The 20,341-nt window shown below is 61.0% G+C and carries 20 protein-coding genes and 1 pseudogene; 3 read left to right on the top strand and 18 right to left on the bottom strand.

Going from position 1 to position 20,341, the window contains the following annotated elements:
* Positions 1–10: 10 nt before the first annotated feature.
* Positions 11–880 (top strand): MYG1 family protein, encoded by an 870-nt coding sequence (locus R4P70_RS25240; RefSeq protein ID WP_019746470.1) that lies wholly within the window; start codon positions 11–13, stop codon positions 878–880.
* Positions 881–900: 20 nt separating this feature from the next.
* Here the strand turns inward: R4P70_RS25240 and R4P70_RS25245 are convergent, their stop codons facing one another.
* Positions 901–1,911, bottom strand: a complete 1,011-nt coding sequence (locus R4P70_RS25245; RefSeq protein WP_172932467.1) for an alpha/beta hydrolase — start codon at positions 1,909–1,911, stop codon at positions 901–903.
* 399 nt (positions 1,912–2,310) lie between these two features.
* Here R4P70_RS25245 and R4P70_RS25250 point away from each other — a divergent pair, with 399 nt between their 5' ends.
* Entirely contained in the window at positions 2,311–2,931 is a 621-nt protein-coding gene (locus R4P70_RS25250) for a LysE family translocator (protein WP_007731691.1), read from the top strand.
* A 25-nt stretch (positions 2,932–2,956) separates the two neighbouring features.
* On the top strand, positions 2,957–3,364 hold the full coding sequence (locus R4P70_RS25255; protein WP_020968164.1) for a DUF4259 domain-containing protein: 408 nt from the start codon (positions 2,957–2,959) through the stop codon (positions 3,362–3,364).
* Here R4P70_RS25255 and R4P70_RS25260 read toward each other — a convergent pair.
* The 17 genes and pseudogenes from R4P70_RS25260 to R4P70_RS25340 all read right to left on the bottom strand — a co-directional run.
* Positions 3,358–4,284: a D-isomer specific 2-hydroxyacid dehydrogenase family protein gene (locus R4P70_RS25260; protein ID WP_172932466.1), complete on the bottom strand. Its 927-nt coding sequence runs from the start codon at positions 4,282–4,284 to the stop codon at positions 3,358–3,360. The genes R4P70_RS25255 and R4P70_RS25260 overlap by 7 nt on opposite strands.
* A gap of 88 nt (positions 4,285–4,372) precedes the next feature.
* A complete protein-coding gene (gene yut, locus R4P70_RS25265; protein WP_134998575.1) occupies positions 4,373–5,416 on the bottom strand; it encodes an urea transporter in 1,044 nt (347 codons plus the stop codon).
* 34 nt (positions 5,417–5,450) lie between these two features.
* Entirely contained in the window at positions 5,451–6,398 is a 948-nt protein-coding gene (locus tag R4P70_RS25270; RefSeq protein ID WP_037119126.1) for an urease accessory protein UreD, read from the bottom strand.
* The gene (ureG, locus tag R4P70_RS25275; RefSeq protein WP_007731713.1) at positions 6,395–7,036 is read right to left on the bottom strand and encodes an urease accessory protein UreG; all 642 of its coding nucleotides are present in this window, start codon (positions 7,034–7,036) and stop codon (positions 6,395–6,397) included. Before ureG ends, R4P70_RS25270 begins: the two co-directional genes overlap by 4 nt.
* A gap of 10 nt (positions 7,037–7,046) precedes the next feature.
* Positions 7,047–7,760 carry an urease accessory protein UreF gene (locus R4P70_RS25280; RefSeq protein ID WP_060939555.1) on the bottom strand — a complete coding sequence of 238 codons (714 nt, stop codon included), beginning with the start codon at positions 7,758–7,760 and terminating at the stop codon, positions 7,047–7,049.
* Positions 7,744–8,391 carry an urease accessory protein UreE gene (ureE, locus tag R4P70_RS25285; RefSeq protein ID WP_007731715.1) on the bottom strand — a complete coding sequence of 216 codons (648 nt, stop codon included), beginning with the start codon at positions 8,389–8,391 and terminating at the stop codon, positions 7,744–7,746. The genes R4P70_RS25280 and ureE overlap by 17 nt, the downstream gene beginning before the upstream one ends.
* A gap of 9 nt (positions 8,392–8,400) precedes the next feature.
* Positions 8,401–10,119, bottom strand: a complete 1,719-nt coding sequence (locus tag R4P70_RS25290; RefSeq protein WP_003943847.1) for an urease subunit alpha — start codon at positions 10,117–10,119, stop codon at positions 8,401–8,403.
* A 35-nt stretch (positions 10,120–10,154) separates the two neighbouring features.
* Positions 10,155–10,592: an urease subunit beta gene (locus tag R4P70_RS25295; RefSeq protein WP_172932465.1), complete on the bottom strand. Its 438-nt coding sequence runs from the start codon at positions 10,590–10,592 to the stop codon at positions 10,155–10,157.
* 29 nt (positions 10,593–10,621) lie between these two features.
* Positions 10,622–10,924, bottom strand: a complete 303-nt coding sequence (locus R4P70_RS25300; RefSeq protein WP_003943837.1) for an urease subunit gamma — start codon at positions 10,922–10,924, stop codon at positions 10,622–10,624.
* Between the two features lie 51 nt (positions 10,925–10,975).
* A complete protein-coding gene (gene amt / locus R4P70_RS25305; protein WP_228117877.1) occupies positions 10,976–12,655 on the bottom strand; it encodes an ammonium transporter in 1,680 nt (559 codons plus the stop codon).
* A gap of 575 nt (positions 12,656–13,230) precedes the next feature.
* Positions 13,231–14,226, bottom strand: coding sequence for a squalene cyclase (locus tag R4P70_RS25310; RefSeq protein WP_047888768.1), 996 nt, complete (start codon positions 14,224–14,226; stop codon positions 13,231–13,233).
* 92 nt (positions 14,227–14,318) lie between these two features.
* Positions 14,319–14,822: a hypothetical protein gene (locus R4P70_RS25315; protein WP_223257877.1), complete on the bottom strand. Its 504-nt coding sequence runs from the start codon at positions 14,820–14,822 to the stop codon at positions 14,319–14,321.
* A 279-nt stretch (positions 14,823–15,101) separates the two neighbouring features.
* Complete coding sequence (locus tag R4P70_RS25320) at positions 15,102–15,797, bottom strand: Imm52 family immunity protein (RefSeq protein WP_326839284.1); 696 nt, start codon at positions 15,795–15,797, stop codon at positions 15,102–15,104.
* Between the two features lie 532 nt (positions 15,798–16,329).
* Entirely contained in the window at positions 16,330–17,103 is a 774-nt protein-coding gene (locus R4P70_RS25325; protein ID WP_225989407.1) for a hypothetical protein, read from the bottom strand.
* Between the two features lie 247 nt (positions 17,104–17,350).
* Positions 17,351–17,548, bottom strand: a complete 198-nt coding sequence (locus tag R4P70_RS25330) for a hypothetical protein (RefSeq protein WP_241841032.1) — start codon at positions 17,546–17,548, stop codon at positions 17,351–17,353.
* A gap of 539 nt (positions 17,549–18,087) precedes the next feature.
* Entirely contained in the window at positions 18,088–18,783 is a 696-nt protein-coding gene (locus tag R4P70_RS25335; RefSeq protein WP_003943963.1) for an Imm52 family immunity protein, read from the bottom strand.
* Positions 18,780–20,341 (bottom strand): annotated as a pseudogene (locus R4P70_RS25340) (hypothetical protein); the annotation flags it as partial. The gene R4P70_RS25335 and the pseudogene R4P70_RS25340, both read right to left, overlap by 4 nt.

A 20,341-nucleotide genomic window follows, 5' to 3' on the forward strand; every position in this document is an offset into this window, starting at 1 on the left:
GTCTCGACGGGTGATCATCGCGACCCATAACGGCAAGTTCCATGCAGACGACGTCTTCGGCGTATCGCTGCTCAAGCAGCTGTACCCCGACGCCACCGTCGTTCGCAGCCGTGACGAGTCCGTCCTCGACAGTGCGGACATCGTGCTCGACGTCGGCGGTCGCTACAACCCGGCCGAGGGTCGCTTCGACCATCACCAGCGCGATGCCGGCGAGCGCAGCAACGGCATCCTGTACTCCGCTTTCGGTCTGCTCTGGCAGGAATACGGCCTGCAGTTCTGCGAAGGCGACGCCTCCGTTTTCCGCCGAATCGACAGTCGTCTGGTCGAGGGCATCGACGCCGTCGACAACGGCCAGGAGATCTACACCCTCAACGACTACGGCACCAAGCCTTTTGATCTGTCGTCGGTGCTGGACCTGTTCAATCCGATCTCGTCCACCGACGAAGAGTTCGACACCCAGTTCGAGCTGGCCGTGGTTCTCGCAACTCAGGTCTTGATTCGCCTGCGCGCCAAGTACGCCGGCGACGCTGCGGCCGAGCGCGAGTTCACCGAGACCTACGAGAAAGCAACGGACCCGCGCTTCGTCGTGCTGGAACGCTTCGTTCCCCACGGCCGCGCCGCGTCGGCCCAGCCGGAGCTCCTGTTCACGATCTTCCCGAACACCAACGGCGGCTGGTCGATTCAGACGGTCAAGCCTGCTGACTCCAAGTTCGGTTCACGAAAGCTGTTGCCGGAGCCGTGGCGCGGCCTGAACGGCTCGGACCTTGCCGCCGAGACGGGCGTCGACAGTTCGGTCTTCTGCCACAAGGCGGGGTTCATCGCGGCTGCGCAGACCCGTGACGGCGCCCTCCAGTTGCTCGAACTGGCACTGGCCGAGTAGTTCTCAGCTCACAGTCCAGTTCACATTCCCAGGGCGGTCTTCACTGTCGGCCAGGAATCGTGAAGCGCGTCTTGCCAGTACGGCCATGAATGGGTGCCGACGTTTCGATACGCGAACACTGCGGGAATCGACAACTCCCCCAACCTCGCCTCGAACAGTTGCGTGCACGTGTTTGCCAGTGCCTCGAGCGGCCCGCCTTCGATGGCCGTCTGCAGGCCGCCCGGGGTGAAAATGTTGTCGTATTCTCCGGGTGCGCCCGTGCCCGAGGAAACGTAGATCGTCATTCCTCGCAGCGTTTCAGCATTGGTGGACGGGTCGTGCTTTTGCCAGTCGGGGTCCGATGACGGGCCCCACATGTTGGTGGCGTCGCCTGCCTTACTGGCCACCGTGAGCCGCACGGAATCCTGCGAAGACGACTCGGAGTTGTCGAGACAGCCACTGTACGAGGCTAATCCGGTATAGAGCTTCGGGTGATGTGTGATGAGGTTGGCCGCGCCGAGCGCACCCATGGACACCCCGCCGACCACATTCGTCCCATTTCCGGAAAACGCAGAATCGATCAACGCCGGAAGCTCTTCAGCGAGAAACGATTCCCACTTGTTCACACCGAGGTTCGGATCGTCGTTCTTCCAGTTGGTGTAGAAACTGCCGGTACCGCCAACAGGGAGAACGACGTTGACGTTCTTGTCGGCGAAAAACGCTTCGATGTCGGTCTTTTGAGTCCAGGTGCTTTCGGAGTATCCGGATTCCGAACCGGCACTGACGCCGTCGAGTAGGTAGAAGGACGGACGCGAACCGGCACTCGACGCTGGATGCAGAACCTGCACTTGCACCTCGCGCCGCATAGCCGGCGAATCGACGAACACGGCGCTACGAGTGGGCGACAATTGCTCGATGCGATTGATGTGAGCCCCGGTCTGACCTGTCAGATCTCCTGGTGGATTTTCGGGCGCCGGTTCGGCATACGCCACTCCGCCCACAACAAGCGCGAGCACGACCAACACAATCCCGACAAACCCAAATCTCCGCATCCGTCAAGCGCCCCCTGAGCATCGCACGACTATCGCTAACCCTCGATTGGACAGGACGAACGTCCCGAGGTCAACCCACTGGTTGGGATTTATTACTCGCGGGTATCCGATGGAGTTGGACAGTTTTCCACCGATGCACACACAGGTGTGGATAACTTCATTCACATCCACTTCCCAGTTGTGCATAACCTGTGGACAAAAGGATGAATTACAACAGAGTTATTCCTTCTAACTGCAACGACCCGTTTCCCCACAGTGTGCATAACTTTGTCGATCACGGCTCGCGAGACGCCGGTTTCCGGGCGTGTCCACGCAGTTCACACCGTCGCGCCATTCTTTGTTCACAGGCACGACACCACCAACCGAGAACGCTCCCCACCCCGACTTCATACTTGTTGCATGCTGACCGCTCTCCTCGCCGCCACAGCTGTGCTCGCCCTACTGACTCTGGTCCCGGGGCCGGACATGGCCGTCGTGACGCAGGCTGCTCTCGGCGCGGGCAGATCCGCCGGATTCCGGGTAGCGGCCGGCATCGTCTCGGGCCTTCTGGTGTGGGGCCTGCTGACCGTCCTCGGACTGTCGGCGATCCTGGCCGCGTCGGCGGAGGCGTACACCGTCGTCAAGCTCGCCGGTGCTGCTTACCTGATCTATCTCGGTGTGCGAGCACTGTGGGAGAGCCGGACGTCGCGGATGCAACACAATGCCGACGCTCCACGGTCGCAGAAGGCCGGAACGTGGAAGACGGGCTTCACCACCAACCTGCTCAACCCCAAGATCGCCGTCTTCTACACCGGACTGCTGCCGCAGCTGGTTCCGGCCGGGTGGCCGACGGGACCATCGCTTGCGCTGCTGGTGCTCATCCACGCAGCGATCACCATCGTGTGGCTCAGTGGCTACGTGGTCCTTCTCTCGCGAGCGCGTAGCACCTTCGAGAAGCCCCGAGTGCGACAGGCACTCGAGCGCATAACCGGAACAGTTCTTCTAGGATTCGGAGCGAAGATCGCGCTCGAAGCGCGCTGACACGGCAATCGGAAAAGAGTAGACAGTGGGCGCGTGGGGATCGGGACCGTTCGATAACGACGGTGCAGGGGATTTGATCGCGTCCATCGGACACGGTGACTTCACCTTCGAATCGGTGGAGTGGGCATTCGAGGACGACTACCTCGAGGTGGACGGCGGCCAAATCGCCGTCGCCTTGCTCGAATTGGTGTTGATCGTGCGCGCCGATCGCAAACGCGACCCCGCCGCCCAGGACCTCGATCTCGATTCCTTCACCTCGGCCCTGACCAGCGAACGGCTCACCTGGCTGATCGAGATGGTGGAGCGCACCATCTCCTCGACCGATTCGGAACTGTTCGAACTGTGGGACGAGCAGGGACCGGAAGAGCTTGCCTCGTGGCGCGTTCCCGTCGTGGACGGTCTCGAGGATTTGCGTGTTCTGTCGGTTCAGTAGCCCGCCGACGGATCGATTACCGCAGCAAGGTCCTCACCCGCAGCGAATCGAGCGACGTTGGCGGCCACGTGATCTGCCAGCACACGCGTGAGCGTCGTAGCCGGGTTGGCGACGTGCGGAGTGATGATCGCGTTGGGCAGCTTCCACAACCGGTGCCCGTCCGGCAGCGGCTCGGGGTCGGTGACGTCCAGTGCCGCCCCGCCGATCGAACCAGCTTCGAGAGCATCGACCAGCGCGTCCGTGTCGACCAGGTTGCCGCGTGCGATGTTCACGATCCAGCTCGACTCCGACATCTGGTCCAATTCAGCCTTGCCGACCAGATGCCGCGTCGCGGACGTCGAGGGCGCCGCGATCACGAAGTGATCCGCCTGGGACCAGATTTCACCGGTTCGATCGGCCGAGAGCGTTTCGGAGGCACCTTCGACGGGGGTTCCCGAGCGGGTGACGGCGATGACTCTGACCTTGGACGCGGCGAGGTACGGGATCAGCGCACGGCCGATTCCGCCGCAACCGATGATCGCCACTGTCGAGCCCTGCAAGGTACCCACCCGTGGATCGAACTCTTCTTTTCGCCACGACTGCGCCGCCAATTGTCCGGGGAGAGAACGCACTCCGGCGAGGAGGAGCATCATCGTATGTTCGGCCACATTGCCCGCGTAAGCCCCGGCAGCGGACGTCCAGACCCGCTTGTCGTCGATCACGTCGGCATCGAACCATGGCTCGATCCCGGCGAAGGGCAACTGCACCCAACGAACCGAGTCAGGTAGCGACGACGGGAACGTGTCCGGACCATGTACCCAGACCACGCCCTCTGCCTCGGCGAGTGGAACGAGAACCCCACCGACTCCGCGAATTCCGTCGGCAATGTGCGGATCCTCGACGGGGCCGAGATGGATGCGAGGGGCGCTGGAGTCTGTCATTTAGGTGCGTTCCTTCGAGAGTGGCGGGGCGATCGGATCAACTCATCGGTGTGCCCCAGCGTACGGGCGCCTCGCCAATTCGGCCCGTCTAGCCGTTCGCCTTTGCGATCGAATCCTTGCCTTCGGCCGCTCCGCCCTCGATGGTGTCGTGCTGGATGGGAACGAACTTCTTCTTCGGCAGCAGGAACAGCCACGTCGCGAAGACGAACGGGCCCGTTCCGGCCGGCAGGCTGATCGGAGCGAACGCAGACACCAGCGTGCCGTGGATGACAACAGTCACCAGTACTCCGAAGACGGTGTAGACGAACACACGCCACGACGGGTTGTAGAACACCGATCCGAGAGCAATTGCCGTCAGCACCGAACTGAGCCCGTAGAGACCATTGCCGATGTCGACGGTGTTTGCGCCCAGCGCCAGTACCGAACCCATCGCTATCGCGGAACCGATGAGCGCGAACAACGCCGCCCAACGCGACGCGACCAGCAGCGCGATCACGAAGATAATGCCGGTGACGGTGTTGTTGATCAGAAAGATCTGGGAGACGTTGCGGAACAGCGTGTCCCACAGGAAGCTGAAAGTGATGTCGGCATGAACTGACGCGTCCCCGATGTGCTGGGGAAACTGGCCCGCGCTGAGGTCTGACGTTTCGATCCGCAGGAACTGGAACGCCGCGAGGAGGAAAAACCAGTTGACGAGGTTGAACGGAAAGGTCAGCGCCGGTACGCCCCAGGTCTTGAAGACATTGGCGACAGCCAGGAACGCGATGGTCGACGCGGCAGCTCCCACCACGAGGTAGATCCACAGCATCACGCCACCGGCAAGGAACGTCGGAAATGCAGCTCCCACAAGAATTCCGTTGTATCCGTACAGGCCGATACGCATCGAATCGTCGTCGGAGTGCAGCATCATGCCGGTGACGGTGGATACCACCAGACCCACCACGGCACCGATCGCGACGGTGATCGTGTCCGCGGCTATCGCTCCCCAGAAGATACCGACCAGAAACAGCAGGCCCGTCAGCGCATTGCCCTGGAACATCACCTGCCCGGAGCCTTTGAGATTGGTGTCGATGAATCTGAGCACGACGTTCTTGTCCGCGACGTCGTCCCACGGTTTGGTGATGGTGGTCATCGCGCGTTCCTCGATCCCTATCAGGCGATCCGCGTCATCCCCAGAGCGGGACGGGCGGAATGGTGGTGTCCAGAACTGCCTTTCGCACCAGAGACCAGAAATCACGAACCTTCGCCTTGACGGGTTCGCTCTCCGGACCGAGGACTTTGAAGATGAGACCGGCGTCGTTCGGTAGCCGACTCGCTCCGGAAACGACCTTGCCGTCACGGCCCGGAACTACCTCTTCGAGAATCGCGTCGGCATGCTCCTTCGGTGTCAGCAAGATGACATTGCCGAACACGTCGTGGTCGCCCATGATTCCGCCGTATCGCACAGGGAAGCGTGCCGGTTCGATCACCAACTTCTCGGTGAAGAGGTTCTTCCCGTCCGGACGCTCCGCCTTGATCATTGTGGAGTACAGGTCGTAGACGAACATCTCTCCGCCGTCGTGGTACTTGCGACCCGACATCACGATCTCCGAGAACAACAGCGTTGCAGTCGGATCCACCGTGATGTCGGTGCGCGCGTAGTACCTCGCGTTGCGGTGTGGGATCGTCACCCCCGGCATCAGTTCGAGATACGAATTCTCCGCGAGCACCACTTTCTGGAGTTGCGACGCGTGATTGGCATCCATCCGGTGAACCTTGGTGGCCGACTGAGTGGTCACGTGCGCGAGAGAACCCGGCTCCATCTCGATGGTCAGGAACAGTCGATCACCTTGCAACACACTGCCGGACGTCGAGATCATGTAGACGCACGGCATGGTCGGCAACGCTTCGTCCCAGTACAGGGCCTGCTGAACGAGCAACGGTGTCTTGCGGTACATGTCCCGCAGAATCGTCTTGTCGCCACGGTCGACAAATCGCATCTCGAGAACGCCGGTCTTCCCGACCTTGCCGGCCGGAGCCTGCTTCGGCTGGTCCTGGTACTGGTCGAGTTCCGGGATGGTCGGGATCGGACCCGGGAGCGCCCGCGATGCTCCCGGGGCGGGCGGTGCGCTCACGGTGCGCTCGCTCCCACTTCCTCTTCGTCGAAGAGGACTCCGTGCACGATGAGGTCCACCACTTCCTTGATGCCTTCCCCGGTCATGCAATTGGTGAAGACGAACGGCTTGTCGCCGCGCATCCCCTTGGAGTCGCGATCCATGACTCCGAGATCGGCGTTGACGTACGGTGCGAGATCGGTCTTGTTGATGACCAGGATGTCGGACTGCGAGATTCCCGGACCGTTCTTGCGCGGAATCTTGTCGCCTGCGGCCACATCGATGACATAGATGAAGAAGTCGACGAGAGCCGGACTGAACGTCAGTGTGAGGTTGTCGCCGCCACTTTCGATGAACACCACGTCGGTGTCGGGGAACGTCTTCTCCATGTCCTCGACCGCCGCGAGATTCATACTCGGGTCTTCGCGGACGGCGGTGTGGGGGCAGGCTCCCGTCTCCACGCCGACGATACGTTCCTCCACGAGAACACCTTTGAGAGCCTTGCGCACATGCTTGGCATCTTCGGTGGTGACCACGTCGTTGGTGATGATCAGAACGCTGGTGCCCCGCTTGATGAACTCCGGCGTGATCGCCTCGATGAGTGCGGTCTTACCCGAACCCACGGGTCCGCCGATTCCGATGCGCGTTGTCTTCTTCATCGTTCTCCTTCTAGTTCATGAACATTCGGACGTGCGCCTTGACGTGCACCGCAGCCAGAATGTCGATCATCGGGGCGAAATTGGACATGTCGTCGAGTCCGTAATCACGCACTGCGGCGTACTCACGGCCGGCGCTCTGATTGACCTCGAACAGAATCTCCTGTGTCGCAAGGTGATCTACTCGGACGATGCGAAGGGCAGCGCCGAGCAACGTCATCGCGACACCGTACTGATTGACCGTGAAAGCGTCCTCCTCCGGAGAACCCATCTCCGCGAAAGCAATTCCGAGGCCGACGGGGTAGGTACCCGGCGTCTCCCCCGATGCGATCGCGGCCAACCACTTGTTGAACAAGGTCTCACCGGCCAAGCGCCCGCCGAGTTCGGCCAACTTCTTACCCATCCGGGTACTCATCGTGCGTGCTTCTTCGTTGAGCTTGCGTTCGATCACTGCATGATCAGCGGCGAGGATCGCCGAGAAGTCACCGGCGGTCGCGCCCCGGTGCGCCGCGAGTACGGCGATACCGTCGCACGTCGCACCCTGATGGGTGGCCGAGAGCACAAACTCCCGCAGCGACGGACCGCCCGTGACAATTCCTTGCGCCACGGCCGATTCCAAACCGTTGGAGAACGAGAAGGAACCGACCGGGAACATGGAATCGGAAAACTGCATCATCCGCATCGCACGGTTGATGCTGAGCCCGGATCCCTCAGACGAGAGGGTCATGGGTATGCCCCTCGCCCTCACGCGCGGCCGCACCGAACAAACGGCGCGCCTCGTGTGGAGCGATGTAGGGAATGACCTCGGCGCCCGGGATGAAGGTGTACTCGATGCCCTCGAAAGCATGTGTCCGCATCACCGAGCCCATGACCGCCTTGTCGACCGTCAACGGAACGTAGACCTTCATTCCCTTCACCACCGCAGGCCAGTGCTGGTTACCCACGGCATGTCCCAACTCCAGGCACGTCTGAATCATCTTCTCGGGCGTGACGTCGACCAGCGCGCTCAGGTCGATCTCCAACACGTCCTTGAGGTTGATCCTGGCCACGACCACGGTGTTCGCCGGCTCGTCCCACAGCAGAATGTCGCCGTCCTGCAACTGAATACCACGATCGAGCGAGACGGCCAATTCACGGCCACCGATCGTGGTGCGTCGTAACCGACTCTTCTGCGCTTCCCACTGATCGAGCGACAAGACGTCGACTACCGCATTGTCGAGTCGACCGGCCCACTCCTCGTCGGTCTCCTTCCCGAGAAGCGCGTCGACTCGCGTCGGCTTTCCGCTCGGCGCGGTCATCTCGCCGTGCGTGTGTGGCGTCGCATCGGCGCCGTGCGTGTGTGTGATTGTTCCCGACACAGGAGACCCCTAACTGAAGAAGTAAAGTTGGTTCAAGCGAATGGATTCGGCAGGTTCGACGTATGCGTGGACGCCGTCCGCAGTCACCGCGAAGGTCTCCGGGTCCACCTTGATTTCCGGAGTGGCCGAGTTGCGAACCAGATCACGCTTGGTGACTGTTCTGGTCCCCTCGACAGCAACAACCTGACGTTCGAGACCGAGCCGGTCCTTGATGCCGTCGTCGAGTGCCGCTCGCGAGACGAACGAGACCGAACTCTGCGGCAACGCCTTGCCGAATCCACCGAACATCGGCCGGTAGATCACCGGTTGTGGTGTCGGGAGTGAAGCATTCGGATCTCCCATGGCATGCCAACTGATCAGACCGTTCTTGATGATCGTCTTCGGCTTCGCACCGAAAAATGCGGGCTCCCAGAGAACAAGATCCGCCATCTTCCCGACACCGATCGACCCGACCACATGCGAAAGACCAAACGTCAACGCGGGATTGATCGTGACCTTCGCGACGTAGCGCAACACGCGGAAGTTGTCGTGCGTCGGTGAATCCTCGGGCAGCTTTCCGCGGGACCGCTTCATACAGTCCGCTGTTTGGATCGCGCGTAGCCAGTTTTCTCCAACGCGGCCCATCGCCTGTGAGTCACTCGAGAACATCGAGATGACGCCCATGTCCTGCAGTACGTTCTCCGCACCGATCGTCTCGGCGCGAACGCGGGACTCGGCAAACGAAACATCGGAGGGCACTTTGGGATTGAGGTTGTGACAGACCATGATCATGTCGAAGAGCTCGGCCTGAGTATTGATGCCGTACGGCAGCGTCGGGTTGGTCGACGCCGGAAGTACGTTGTCCTCGCCCGTCACCCGCAGAATGTCGGGTGCGTGACCGCCGCCCGCACCCTCGCTGTGATAGGTGTGAATGGTACGGCCTTCGAAAGCCGCGATGGTGTCCTCGACGTATCCGGCCTCATTGAGGGTATCCGTGTGAATGGCGACCTGAACGTCCATTTCGTCTGCCACCCGCAGAGACTCACGAATTGTGGCCGGTGTCGCTCCCCAGTCCTCGTGGACCTTCAGACCGGCCGCACCGGCCTTGATCTGTTCGACCAGCGACTGATGCCCGGACGAGTTCCCCTTGCCCAGCATGCAGACGTTGACCGGCAAACCCTCATTGGCCTTGAGCATCATCTCCATGTTCCAGATACCGGAAGTGATGGTGGTGCCGTTGGTTCCGTCGGTCGGGCCGATACCACCACCGATCAGCGTCGTCACTCCCCCGCTGAGCGCGTGGTACGCCTGCTGTGGTGACACGAGGTGCACGTGCGGATCGATGCCGGCGGCAGTGAGGATCATCTGTTCACCGGAAATCGCGTCGGTCGCCGGACCGGTGGTCAGCCCCGGGGTGACGCCTTCCATCGTGCTGGAGTTTCCCGCCTTGCCCCAGCCGACGATCTTGCCGTCCTTGATTCCCACGTCTGCCTTGACGACACCGATGGTTGCATCGACGATGACCACGTTGGTGATCACGAGGTCGAGGGCACCGTCGATGCTGCACGACTCCGGATCCTGGCCCATGCCGTCGCGCAGCGTCTTGCCGCCGCCGTAGATCGACTCGTCTCCGATGGTTCGAAGATCTTCCTCGACCTCGATGTACAGGTCGGTATTACCCAGTCTGATCTGGTCACCTGTGGTGACCCCGAACAGACCTGAATACTCTTGTCTCGAAATGCTTGTCATGGGTGTTGCTCTCCTTCGTCCGCCGTGAACGAGAATCAGTCGGTTTGAGGTTCGGACAGGAAGCCGAGTTCTTCGGCACGCTGGACGGCTCCGGGGAGCCTCGGCCGGTAGACGGCGTGGGTCGGCGCCCAACCGTCGACAAGTCCGTTGAAGCCTTGAACCCGTTGCTTGCCGCCGAACGGCACCAACGTCACTTCCTTCTCGTCGCCCGGCTCGAACCTGACCGCCGTGCCCGCTGGAATGTCGAGGCGCCAGCCGAAGGACTGTTCACGATCGAAGGACAACGCGCGATTGACTTCCATGAAGTGGTAGTGCGAACCCACCTGGATGGGACGATCACCGGTGTTTCGGACTCGCAACTTCAAACGGGGACGGCCCTCGTTCAGTTCGATCGGCTCGTCCCGCAACACGTATCCGCCGACCGGCACTTTCTTCTCGCCGCCGGAATCCTTCTTCGTCGATTTGCTTGCCATCTTGGAGTGCTCCTGACATCTCGGTCGGGCTACTGGATCGGAGAGTGCACGGTGACGAGCCGGCTACCGTCGAGGAACACCGCCTCGACCTGCACACGCGGAATCATCTCCGCGACACCTTCCATCACGTCGTCGACCGTCAAGGCGTGCGATGCGTCGGCCATGACCTCCTCGAGTGTCTTGCCCTCCCGAGCTCCCTCCAGAGCGGCTGCAGTGATGACTGCGACGGACTCCGGATGATTGAGTTTGAGCCCCTTTGCCTTTCGCCTCAGTGCGACATCCGCCAACATGAGAATTGTCAGCTTGTCGAGTTCTCGCGGTGTCAGATGCATTCCGAACGCTCCTTGTCGATCATGCGGTAACTCCCTGTCGTCGAATACATGTCAGCTCCCCTGTTCCGTCGCTTCGGTGAGAGGTTCGGCCGCCTGCTGGACGAAACCGCTCCTCCTGCCGCCCGAGTACTCGTTGATCGCGTCCAGAACCGCCTGGGCATGTTCCGAGGCGACCAGCACCTCGACACGCAACCGCTCCGTGAACACGACGTCGTTGCGTTGCCCGCGAAACTTGAGAGAGGCCGAGTCGCTCGCGGAGACATGCGCTTCCGATACGACTATCGATTCCGCTCCGGCAGCCAGCAGCGCCTCCCGAAGCTTCTCGGACTCGATGGTCTGCAATACCGCCGTGATGAGTTCGTGCTTCGGGGCGCCGAGGTTCGGAACAAGTTTTGCCCCCTCGACCAGGACCCCCGAGTCGAACCCGCTGGTCTGCGGCGCACCACCGGCGTCGACGAATGCGGCGTTGTAGCGGTACGCGTCCATGCCTTGCTGACGACGGTCGATGTCCACCTGGTCTTTCGGAGCCAGCTTGAGACCGATGGTCTTCTCGATGCCCGTGGCGATCAGCCAGGTCACCACGAACGAGAAAGCGATGACGACGATCAACGCCAACGCCTGCTCGCCGAGTAGTCCTGCGCCGCCGCCGAAGAAGAGTCCGTCGCGGCCGATCGAATTGATCGCCTTTTCGCCGAACAAACCGAGAAGGAGTGAACCGAGGATGCCGCCGATGAAGTGGACCGCGATGACGTCGAGCGCGTCGTCGAACTTGAAGATCGACTTGAGCGCGAGCGCGAAGTGGCAGACCAGTCCGGCAAGCGCGCCGATCGCCAACGCGGAGAAGGTGCTGACGAAGCCGGCGCAGGGGGTGACGGTCGCGAGACCGGCTACCGCGCCGGTGATTCCACCGATCGCCGTGGCCTTGCCCTCGGTATACCTTTCGATGACGAGCCAGACGACCATGCCGCCCGCTGCGGCGATGTGAGTGTTCATCAAGGCTTGTGCCGCAACACCATCGGCGGCCAATCCGTCGCCTGCGTTGAATCCGAACCAGCCGAACCACAGGATGCCTGCGCCGATCAACGCCAGAGGCACCGAGTGCGGGACTGCCTCGGCGTTGGGCCATCCCGGACGTTTGCCGACCACCAGCAAGATTGCCAGGGCGGCGGCGCCGGCGGATGCGTGGACGACAATTCCGCCGGCCCAGTCCTGAGCTCCGCGGAGCGCCAACCAGCCTTCGGGATTGAAGAGCCAGTGCGCAATCGGGGGGTAGACGATGATCGACCACAGCACGAGCAGAACGGCCCAGCCCAAGGGCTTGAGCCGGTTTGCGGTCGCACCGGTGATCAGCGCGGGCGTGATGATCGCGAACATCATCTGATAGACCACGAACGCCAGAGTCGGTACCGCGACTGCACCTTCGATCAGGTGGAAGCCCGGGGCGGCGGCAGTGTGTATGTCCTGCAAGCCGAACAATTTGAGGTCACCGAGGAAGCCGGAACCCCAGTCTCCACTGAACGCGAAGCTGTATCCGAACACGACCCAGGTAATCGAGACGAGTCCGAGTGGGACGAGGTTCTGCTGCAACATGACGAGCGCACTGCTACCACGCACCAGACCGGCGTAGAAGAAGGCGAGTCCGGGAACCATGAAGAGAACCAGGCCAGCGGAGATCAGCACCCACGCCGTGTCCCCACTGTCTATCACTGCTTCGGCTAACACCATTTCCATCGACATCGACGACCTCCGAGCATTATTCGGACCTGAACAAAGTCATTGGTTAGAGCAGCAATTCGCGATGTTCCAATTCACTGCGACAGTTACGCTACGCCCCATAGTTGCACCTTCTCAGCAAAATCGGGGGAACATCCGGTTTTCACGTTTAGTAGAGCATTGTTCTGGGAAAAGATGGGACTTTGCCTAAACATTGCGGACGCTCCACAACCTACAATTGCGGGACCAATTCTCACCGAAAGTGGTTTAAGTCTTGCAAAATGGGGAACGTAGCCGCAGGTGAGCGACACTTTCGAAGCAGAAATGCCGTTTCCAGCTCGGGACTTAGCTCCCTAACCAAGACAGCCGCGAGCGCCCTGTTTGATTACCAACGTCGGTGACCCGCCTATCCAATCGGGTAGGTAATTTCACCGAACATCTTCTCACCTGTTCAGATGACTAACCTTCACTGCACTGAGGGCAATCCTGTCGTTAATATGTTCTTCATCCGTACTGGATATTTCGACCGGAAAGTCGAAGATCACCTTTCGATAACCTTTGAAGGTGAAAAAACTCTCGCTGTAACTCTTTTGTTATGCAGAACCTAGAAGGGAGGATTGATCCCACCAGGCGAGCACTCGGATGCCGGACACAGTCAGCCACTTCGACGGCTCTCCCGCCTTTGTGTCGACCTCGAACCACACCCGCCCCGGTTGGCGACCGGCCTGGAGCCACGTCCCATCCGAGGCTCGAGCGACCCGGATCATCTCGATCGCGTCCGCCATTCGCGGATCAGGCTCATTTCCATACGACAACGACGCTTCGCGGAAGTAGTCGGCTGCGTTGAGCACGTTGTAACGCCACCGGAACGGGTACGCAAACCGGCCGACCCAGGGCCCCACCGGTTCGCAGGTCGAGAGTCGCCGGAACAGACCGCGCTGCAACAAGTACTCCTCACCGGATCGCCGAGCCGCGCGCGTCTCATCCGTTCCCCCGGTCGCGATCTCGTACGCGAGAAGCCCTTTGAGTGAATTGAGCGTCGAATGAAACGACGATCGCGTCGAACCTTCGGTCCACTCGCAGTTCCACCCACCATCCGGAAGTTGATGCCGCACAAACCAATTAGCGAGTTCATCAACGCAAACATCGAGCCACACACCGTTTGCCACCGTCCAGGCGTTGATGCAGCAATCGACCTCACCGTCCCAGTACGGCCGGCCCTCGTACTCCCAGCGACAGTTTTCCGCGAGCAGTTCTGCGGTTCGACGCTCCCGCAGAACACCGGCGTCGAGGCCCCACTCACGCAAGGAGTTGAGCGTCCAGGTTGTTGCCGTCCAGGGTTGCGAACTTTGTTCTGCTGCTTCGGGTCCCGCGAAGTCGAATTCTGCCGGGAAGAACGCCCCACCCGCCCATTGGCCGTCTCGGTCCTGCAATGAAAGCAGGCGTGCACCAAATCCTTTGGTAGCGATCGACGCGCGCGTCGCCGCCCACACAGTGGGCGCTTCGTTCAACAGATCGCGCTCCACCTGCCACCGAATCGCTGGATCCGAGTCGAGGAGCCACGCGAGCAAGTCGGTTCGGGGTGCCATCTGGCAATACTATCGAAAGGCGAAGCAGGCCATCCGGTTAACGCATTTCTCGACGTCTGATGCAATGGTGAACTCCGGACCCATTGCGTGGCCTACACCGGGTAATCCAACGCCGCCCGCACCGCCACGATGTCGGCGGCAGCGACCTCCATTGGCTTGTCCCCCAACCGAATCAACGTGCCAGTGGACAACTCCTCTACCACCGCAGATTGGGGCAGCGCGCTGCGATCGAACCTAACTCCGGAATGGAAGTATGTTTCCCATCCCACCTCGACCTCACCTTTCGACCGATTCTGAAGATCTATGTAGTCGCCGATGCTCCACCGAGCTCGATCCGGTTTCCAATGCTTGACGATAACTTTCATGATCGCGTCTCCGATGTCAGGGCCGAGCAGCTGCCGGGTGCTGTCGGTGAGCTGCGTCTCCGTCGGCAACGACACCCGGACACTGTTGGGGGCGCTGGTTTCTAAGCCGCCGACCCTGGAGATGATCCGCCGCGCGGTCCCGTCCTCGGGCGACAAACCGATGCTGTACCCCGGTCCGGGGGTGTCCGAGTATCCCACCTCCTTCGAGCGGGAATGCTCGAAGATTTTCACCAACCCGTCCACACTGAGATCCGCGGGGCCTTTGTCCAGTTTTTTTGGTGTACACCCACGGCAACGCCAACTCCGGGTCGATCGTTTCCAGGTCGTCGAGGAAAGCGCGCATCGTCTGCGCCACCTCCTGACTCGACTGCACCCGCGTGCCCCAATATCCGGCTACCGTCGGCCATCGCCCGAAAAAGCTCATCGCCCCGTCCTTTCCAACCACTGCGTAATAGTCTCCGTCCGACTACGTGTCGCGACATGAGCAAGGGTCGGCGGTCACGCGGCGTCTTAGACCGGGTAACCCAGTGCTTCCCGCACCGCCAGGATGTCGTCGAAGTTGACGTCTAACGGTTTCTCGCCCAACCGAATCAGCGTTCCGTTGGGGAGTTCCTCCAGTACGGCGACGACGGGCAGTTTGCTGTGATCGAGATCGATCCCGGACTGGATGTATGTCTCCCACCCGACTTCGATTTCGCTGACCTCATTTCCCTGCGCATTGCGGTACTCCCGCGTCCCCCACCGCGCAGACTCCGGCGACCAATGCTCGATGATCGCTTTCATGATCGCGTCCCCGACGCGTGCAGTCAGCAACTGCGACGCCTCCCCGATTGCTTGTTTCTCCGGGGGGAGGGTGACGTTGACGAGATTCGGAACCCTCGGAACATTCCGGCCGAGAGAGAATTGGATTCTCAAGAACTGATATCTGTCCGGGTGCAACAAACTCACGATGTAGCCAAGGTCGAAGGCAGCAACGGATTGCCCTTCGATATCCTTCGCTGCCCGGAAGATTTTCGCTAGGACTTCCACGCTTAGATCGGTCGACTCGAAGGCAGTCTCGGGCGAAAACACCCAAGCTTCTCCAAGTGCTCGATCAATGTTCCTCAGACTATGAAGAAACGAGAACACCTCCGCTGCAATGCCTTCTACCGGTTGCGTCCGAGGGCCCCAATACCCGATCACTGTCGCGCCACGATCCGAATTCATCGACCTTTCCTTTCCAGCCACTCTGCGATCGTCATAGTCGTTCTCGGCAAATCATTGTCATTGAACAGTTGTGGTCCGGGTTGCTGCGGAGCGCCGGGGGCATCCGGATTCACCGGCACCTGACCGACATCAGGCAGAGTCGGCACACTTGGTTCCTCGGTGCGACCTGGCGAGGGAGCCTCCAGGGTGGAGTTCTCGGGTCTCGGGTTCGACCCCGGATCGCCAATCCCACCGGGCGAGAGTGATTCCCACTCGCCACGATCGGGATCGCCGGGAAAGTGGGTTGCGAGGGTTCCGGAATCGCGGGATCCGGGCGTGCAGGTTCATTCACGGACGGAACAGAGGGTTGATCATGCTCGGCAGGTGGAACTGTGCCGTCGATGGCGGGTATGCCGCGCGGTGGCACTCCACCCGGAGCGTCGATCAGCTGGTGCGTAGCCGGATCGGGACCGCGGCGCGGTAATTGCGGGCAGGCTGGTCGGTCCGCGCCATCCCTACCTGCAGGCAGCCCCGAGTGCGCCCAACGTAGGGCTCACAGCCGTCTGAAACCTTTGGGTAGAGGAATCTCCGGTCGTTCGGTCGGCAGTCCTGCTGCTGCGCGGATGCTTCGGATGTCCTCGACTGTTAACGGCGTGGACAGATTCTTCTGGATGACGATTGTGCCGTCCTGGTAGGGAAATGCCTCCACGCTGGGCGGGAGCTGCGTTTCCTCGATCGGCAACTCAGGACCGAAGTAGGTGCAACTGCCCACGATCGCGTCACCCGGTACGTTGAACTGAGGCGATGATTCGGTTCGGCGGTAGAGCACGGTGACACGCGAGTCCCAGATATCGGCTAGCCCCTGAACGAGCTTCAATGCCAGCGAAATCAGTGATTCGTCGGCAAAGGCACATGCGAATGCGCCGGACCCTGAGGTGCCCCCGAAACTAACAACGACTTTGACGTCTCCAGCGGGTGAATACAGGGTCATATGTCGTCCCAATGAGAGGGGATACATACCGCCGGTGGCATCAGGGGATCGTCTGCGCTCGATCAATGCGGCTTCGATCGATTTTTCCGTCGGAGGTACAAGGATCTGACGGATATTCGACGCCAAGGCTTGCTCGAGTCCGGCACCGTCGGGGAGGGCATCGCCTACTGTTTGGTACAAGTCGACGTCGAAGACAGGATCGATGTCGCGAAGCAATCGTAGCGAACGTGCAACGAGCGCGGCCGTGACGGCCTCGCTTTCAGGCGCACCCTTTCGTGGAATGACCTTCACTGTCAAGCCCACCGTAGGATTGCGGCGCAGTGATGACGTAGGCACTTTCACTCCCCTCCAAATACGATGATGTTGATGTTCTCCATCCCGATGACCTCGTCGAACGCATCCTCCATTATCTGAGCAGCTTGTTCTTAAGAACACCATCACCTGCGGACGTGAGCTTGGCCGTAACTTCTGGTGTCACAGCCGGCGCGAGCCTTTCGGTAGGCGAACCTCCGGTCGTTCGGTCAGCAGGCCGACTGCTGCACGGATGCTTCGGATATCGTCGGCAACCAACGGGGCGCGTGGATCACGCTGGATGACGATCGCTCCTTCTCTTGTACGGAAAAGCTTCGACAGTGGGTGGGATCTGCGTTTCGTTGATCGGCATCTCAGGGCCGAAGTAGGTGCAACTGCCCACCGTTGCGTCGCCGGGCACGTTGTACTGAGGTGTGAGCTCCGCATCCCGGTAGAGCACGGCCGTGGGAGCGTCCCAGATATCGGCCATACCTGGACGAGTTTCAATGACAGTGAGATCAGAGATTCATCGGCGAAGCCCCCTGGGTACGGCCAGATGAAGGTGCAAAGTAAGGAACCTGCTCCTGCCGTACTCCCGAATCCGATGAGAATTTCGATGTTTCCGTTGTCGGTGAACAACCTGAGTTGATGCCCGAATGAGAGTGGGTAAATCCCGCCTGCGGCATCAGGAGACTTTCTGCTCTCGATCATTGCGGCCTCGAGGAGGCCTTCTGCCTGAGGCGTGAGGATCCGCCCACCATTCAATGCCAGAGCCTGCTCGACCGTAACGCCGTCGGGAAGGTCATTCCTCACGGAGCGATACATGTCGACGTCAAAGACTGGGTCAAGCTTTCGAAGGAACTGCAGTGACCGCGCTGCCAGCACTGCGGTGACCGATTCGGCTTCCGGCGGCCCCTTCCGCGCCATGACTTTCACGGTCAACCCGGACGCCGGATCGCGACGTAAAGATGAAGCAGACAACGTCACTCCTGCTCGAAGACGATCGACCAATCGGAACAGTCTCTGGCGCTACACCGGGTAACCCAACGCCGCCCGCACCGCCACGATGTCGGCGGCATCGACCTCCATTGGCTTGTCCCCCAACCGAATCAACGTGCCAGTGGGCAGCTCCTCTACCGCCGCAGATTGGGGCAGCGCGCTGCGATCGAACGTAACTCCGGAATGGAAGTACGTTTCCCATCCCACCTGGATCTGACCTCTAACTCGCGGTTGCAGATCGAGGTAGTCGCCGATGCTCCACCGAGCCCGATCCGGTTCCCAATGCTTGACGATCACTTTCATGATCGCGTCCCCGACATCCGGTTCGAGCAACCGTCGCAATTCGGGGGGAACATCCTTCTCCGTCGGCAACGACACCCGGACACTGTTGGGGGCACTGGTTTCCAGCCCGCCGACCCTGGCGATGATCCGCCGCGCGGTCCCGTCTTCGGGTGACAAGTCGACGTCGTAGCCCGGTCCCGGGGTGTCCGAATACCCCATCTCCTTCGAGCGGGAATGCTCGAAGATTCGCACCAACCCGTCCACGCTGAGATCTGCTGGCACTTTGTCGAACTCGGCAGTCGAGACCCACGGCAACGCCAACCCCGGGTCGATCGCTTCCAGATCGTCGAGGAAGGCCCGCATCGTCTGCGCCACCTCCTGACTCGACTGCACCCGCGTGCCCCAATACCCGCCCACTGTCGGCCGCCGCCCGAAAAAGCTCATCGCCCCGTCCTTTCCAACCATTGCGCAATAGTTTCCACCGTGACACCGACGACGTTCTCGTCGTCGAAGCCTCTCAAGGCGAGTTCAGCATATTGTTCGTTGAGCATCACCCACACGAGCTCAGCGTCCATCCCGGCTTGTGCGAGGGCATCGAGCTGCGCCTGAGCGGTCTTGGGCCAATCTTTTTGCCAAACACGGCCCCGGAAGTCCGTTACGTAAGGTTCACCGTTCCGGTCGAAGATGAAGTCGTAGATGTGTTTCGCATCGACGATGACGTTCATGTCCGGGAACCAACCGTCGAACTTGAGCTCACCGTTCTTCCCGGCATCGAATGGCAAGATGAACGCGAACTGCCCGTCCACCAGCGTGACGAGTTCCTGAAATACCCGAGAAGGCCTCAACCTCCGAGCGGCGTCGTACCGGAGACCTTCGCCTGCATCACCCCATACCCCGACATCGGTGCCATCCCGATCACCGATGATCCGGGACTGCAACGTACGCAGATCCAACGGGCCGACTCCTTCGACCTCCACGATGTCCGGCGGTGTTTCGCCGGGTGCGAGTTGCGGTGGTTTTTCTCGTGCGAACGGCATCCACCACAACGGATCCTGTTCAACCCCTGGTCCCTCCGGGCTGTCAGGCTGTGTGGGAGGCATCGTGACCGCGGGTCGCTGCGTCGGATCCTCGATGACGCCAGGGCTGGGAATGGTGCTCGGATCGGTGGCGAAGGGGTCGAATTCCGGTAGTCCGGGTTGCTGCGGAGCGCCGGGAGCGTCCGGATTCACCGGCACCTGCCCGACATCGGGCAGAGTCGGCGCACTCGGTTCCTCGACCTGACCTGGCGAGGGAACATTCGGGGTAGAAATTCCTGGTGTCAGGTTCGGCCCTGGATCACCGATCTCCCCCGGCGTGGATGGTTCCCACTGGCCGCGGTCGGGATCGCCGGGCGAAGTGGGTTGCGAGGGTTCCGGAATCGTGGGATCCGGGCGTGCAGGTTCATTCACGGAAGGGATCGTGGGGTGGTCATGTTCGGCAGGTGGAACTGTGCCGTCGATGACGGGTATGCCGCGCGGTGGCAGTGTGCCCGGCCGGGGAATGTTTTGAGCAGGGGTCGATGGTGAAGTAACCGGGGGCCGGGTGGGTGTTGTCCGGTTCGAGACGATCAGGTCTTCAGCCCGGATCGCGCCGACGGCCAGACGGGCCCCGCGCAGCGGTGGGACGACGAAGCTCATGATCTCGTCGGTGTAGGGCTGATCGAAAGCGACACCGGGGTCCAGATGCTGCGCGTCGCCTATCCGAACTGGTTCGCCGGTGCTCCAATCGTACAAGGACAGTTCCGAGTTGGAATGGTCGAAAACCTGGTAGGGGCGTCCCTGCTCGTCGTAGGTGACCTGCAGGTCGTGCTCTTCTCCCTGCGCGTCGGTGTACGTCCAGCTCCACACGTTCGGCACCTTCGAAGGTGTGCCGGACCAGTTGGTTCCGTTTTCGTCCGTGAACGAGACGTCGCTGACAGCGGGTTCGGTGGTGTAGTCCTGCCCGCCGATGTTCGAAGTGATCG

This window comes from Rhodococcus sp. IEGM 1241, assembly GCF_033142365.1.
GTDB lineage: Bacteria > Actinomycetota > Actinomycetes > Mycobacteriales > Mycobacteriaceae > Rhodococcus_F > Rhodococcus_F erythropolis.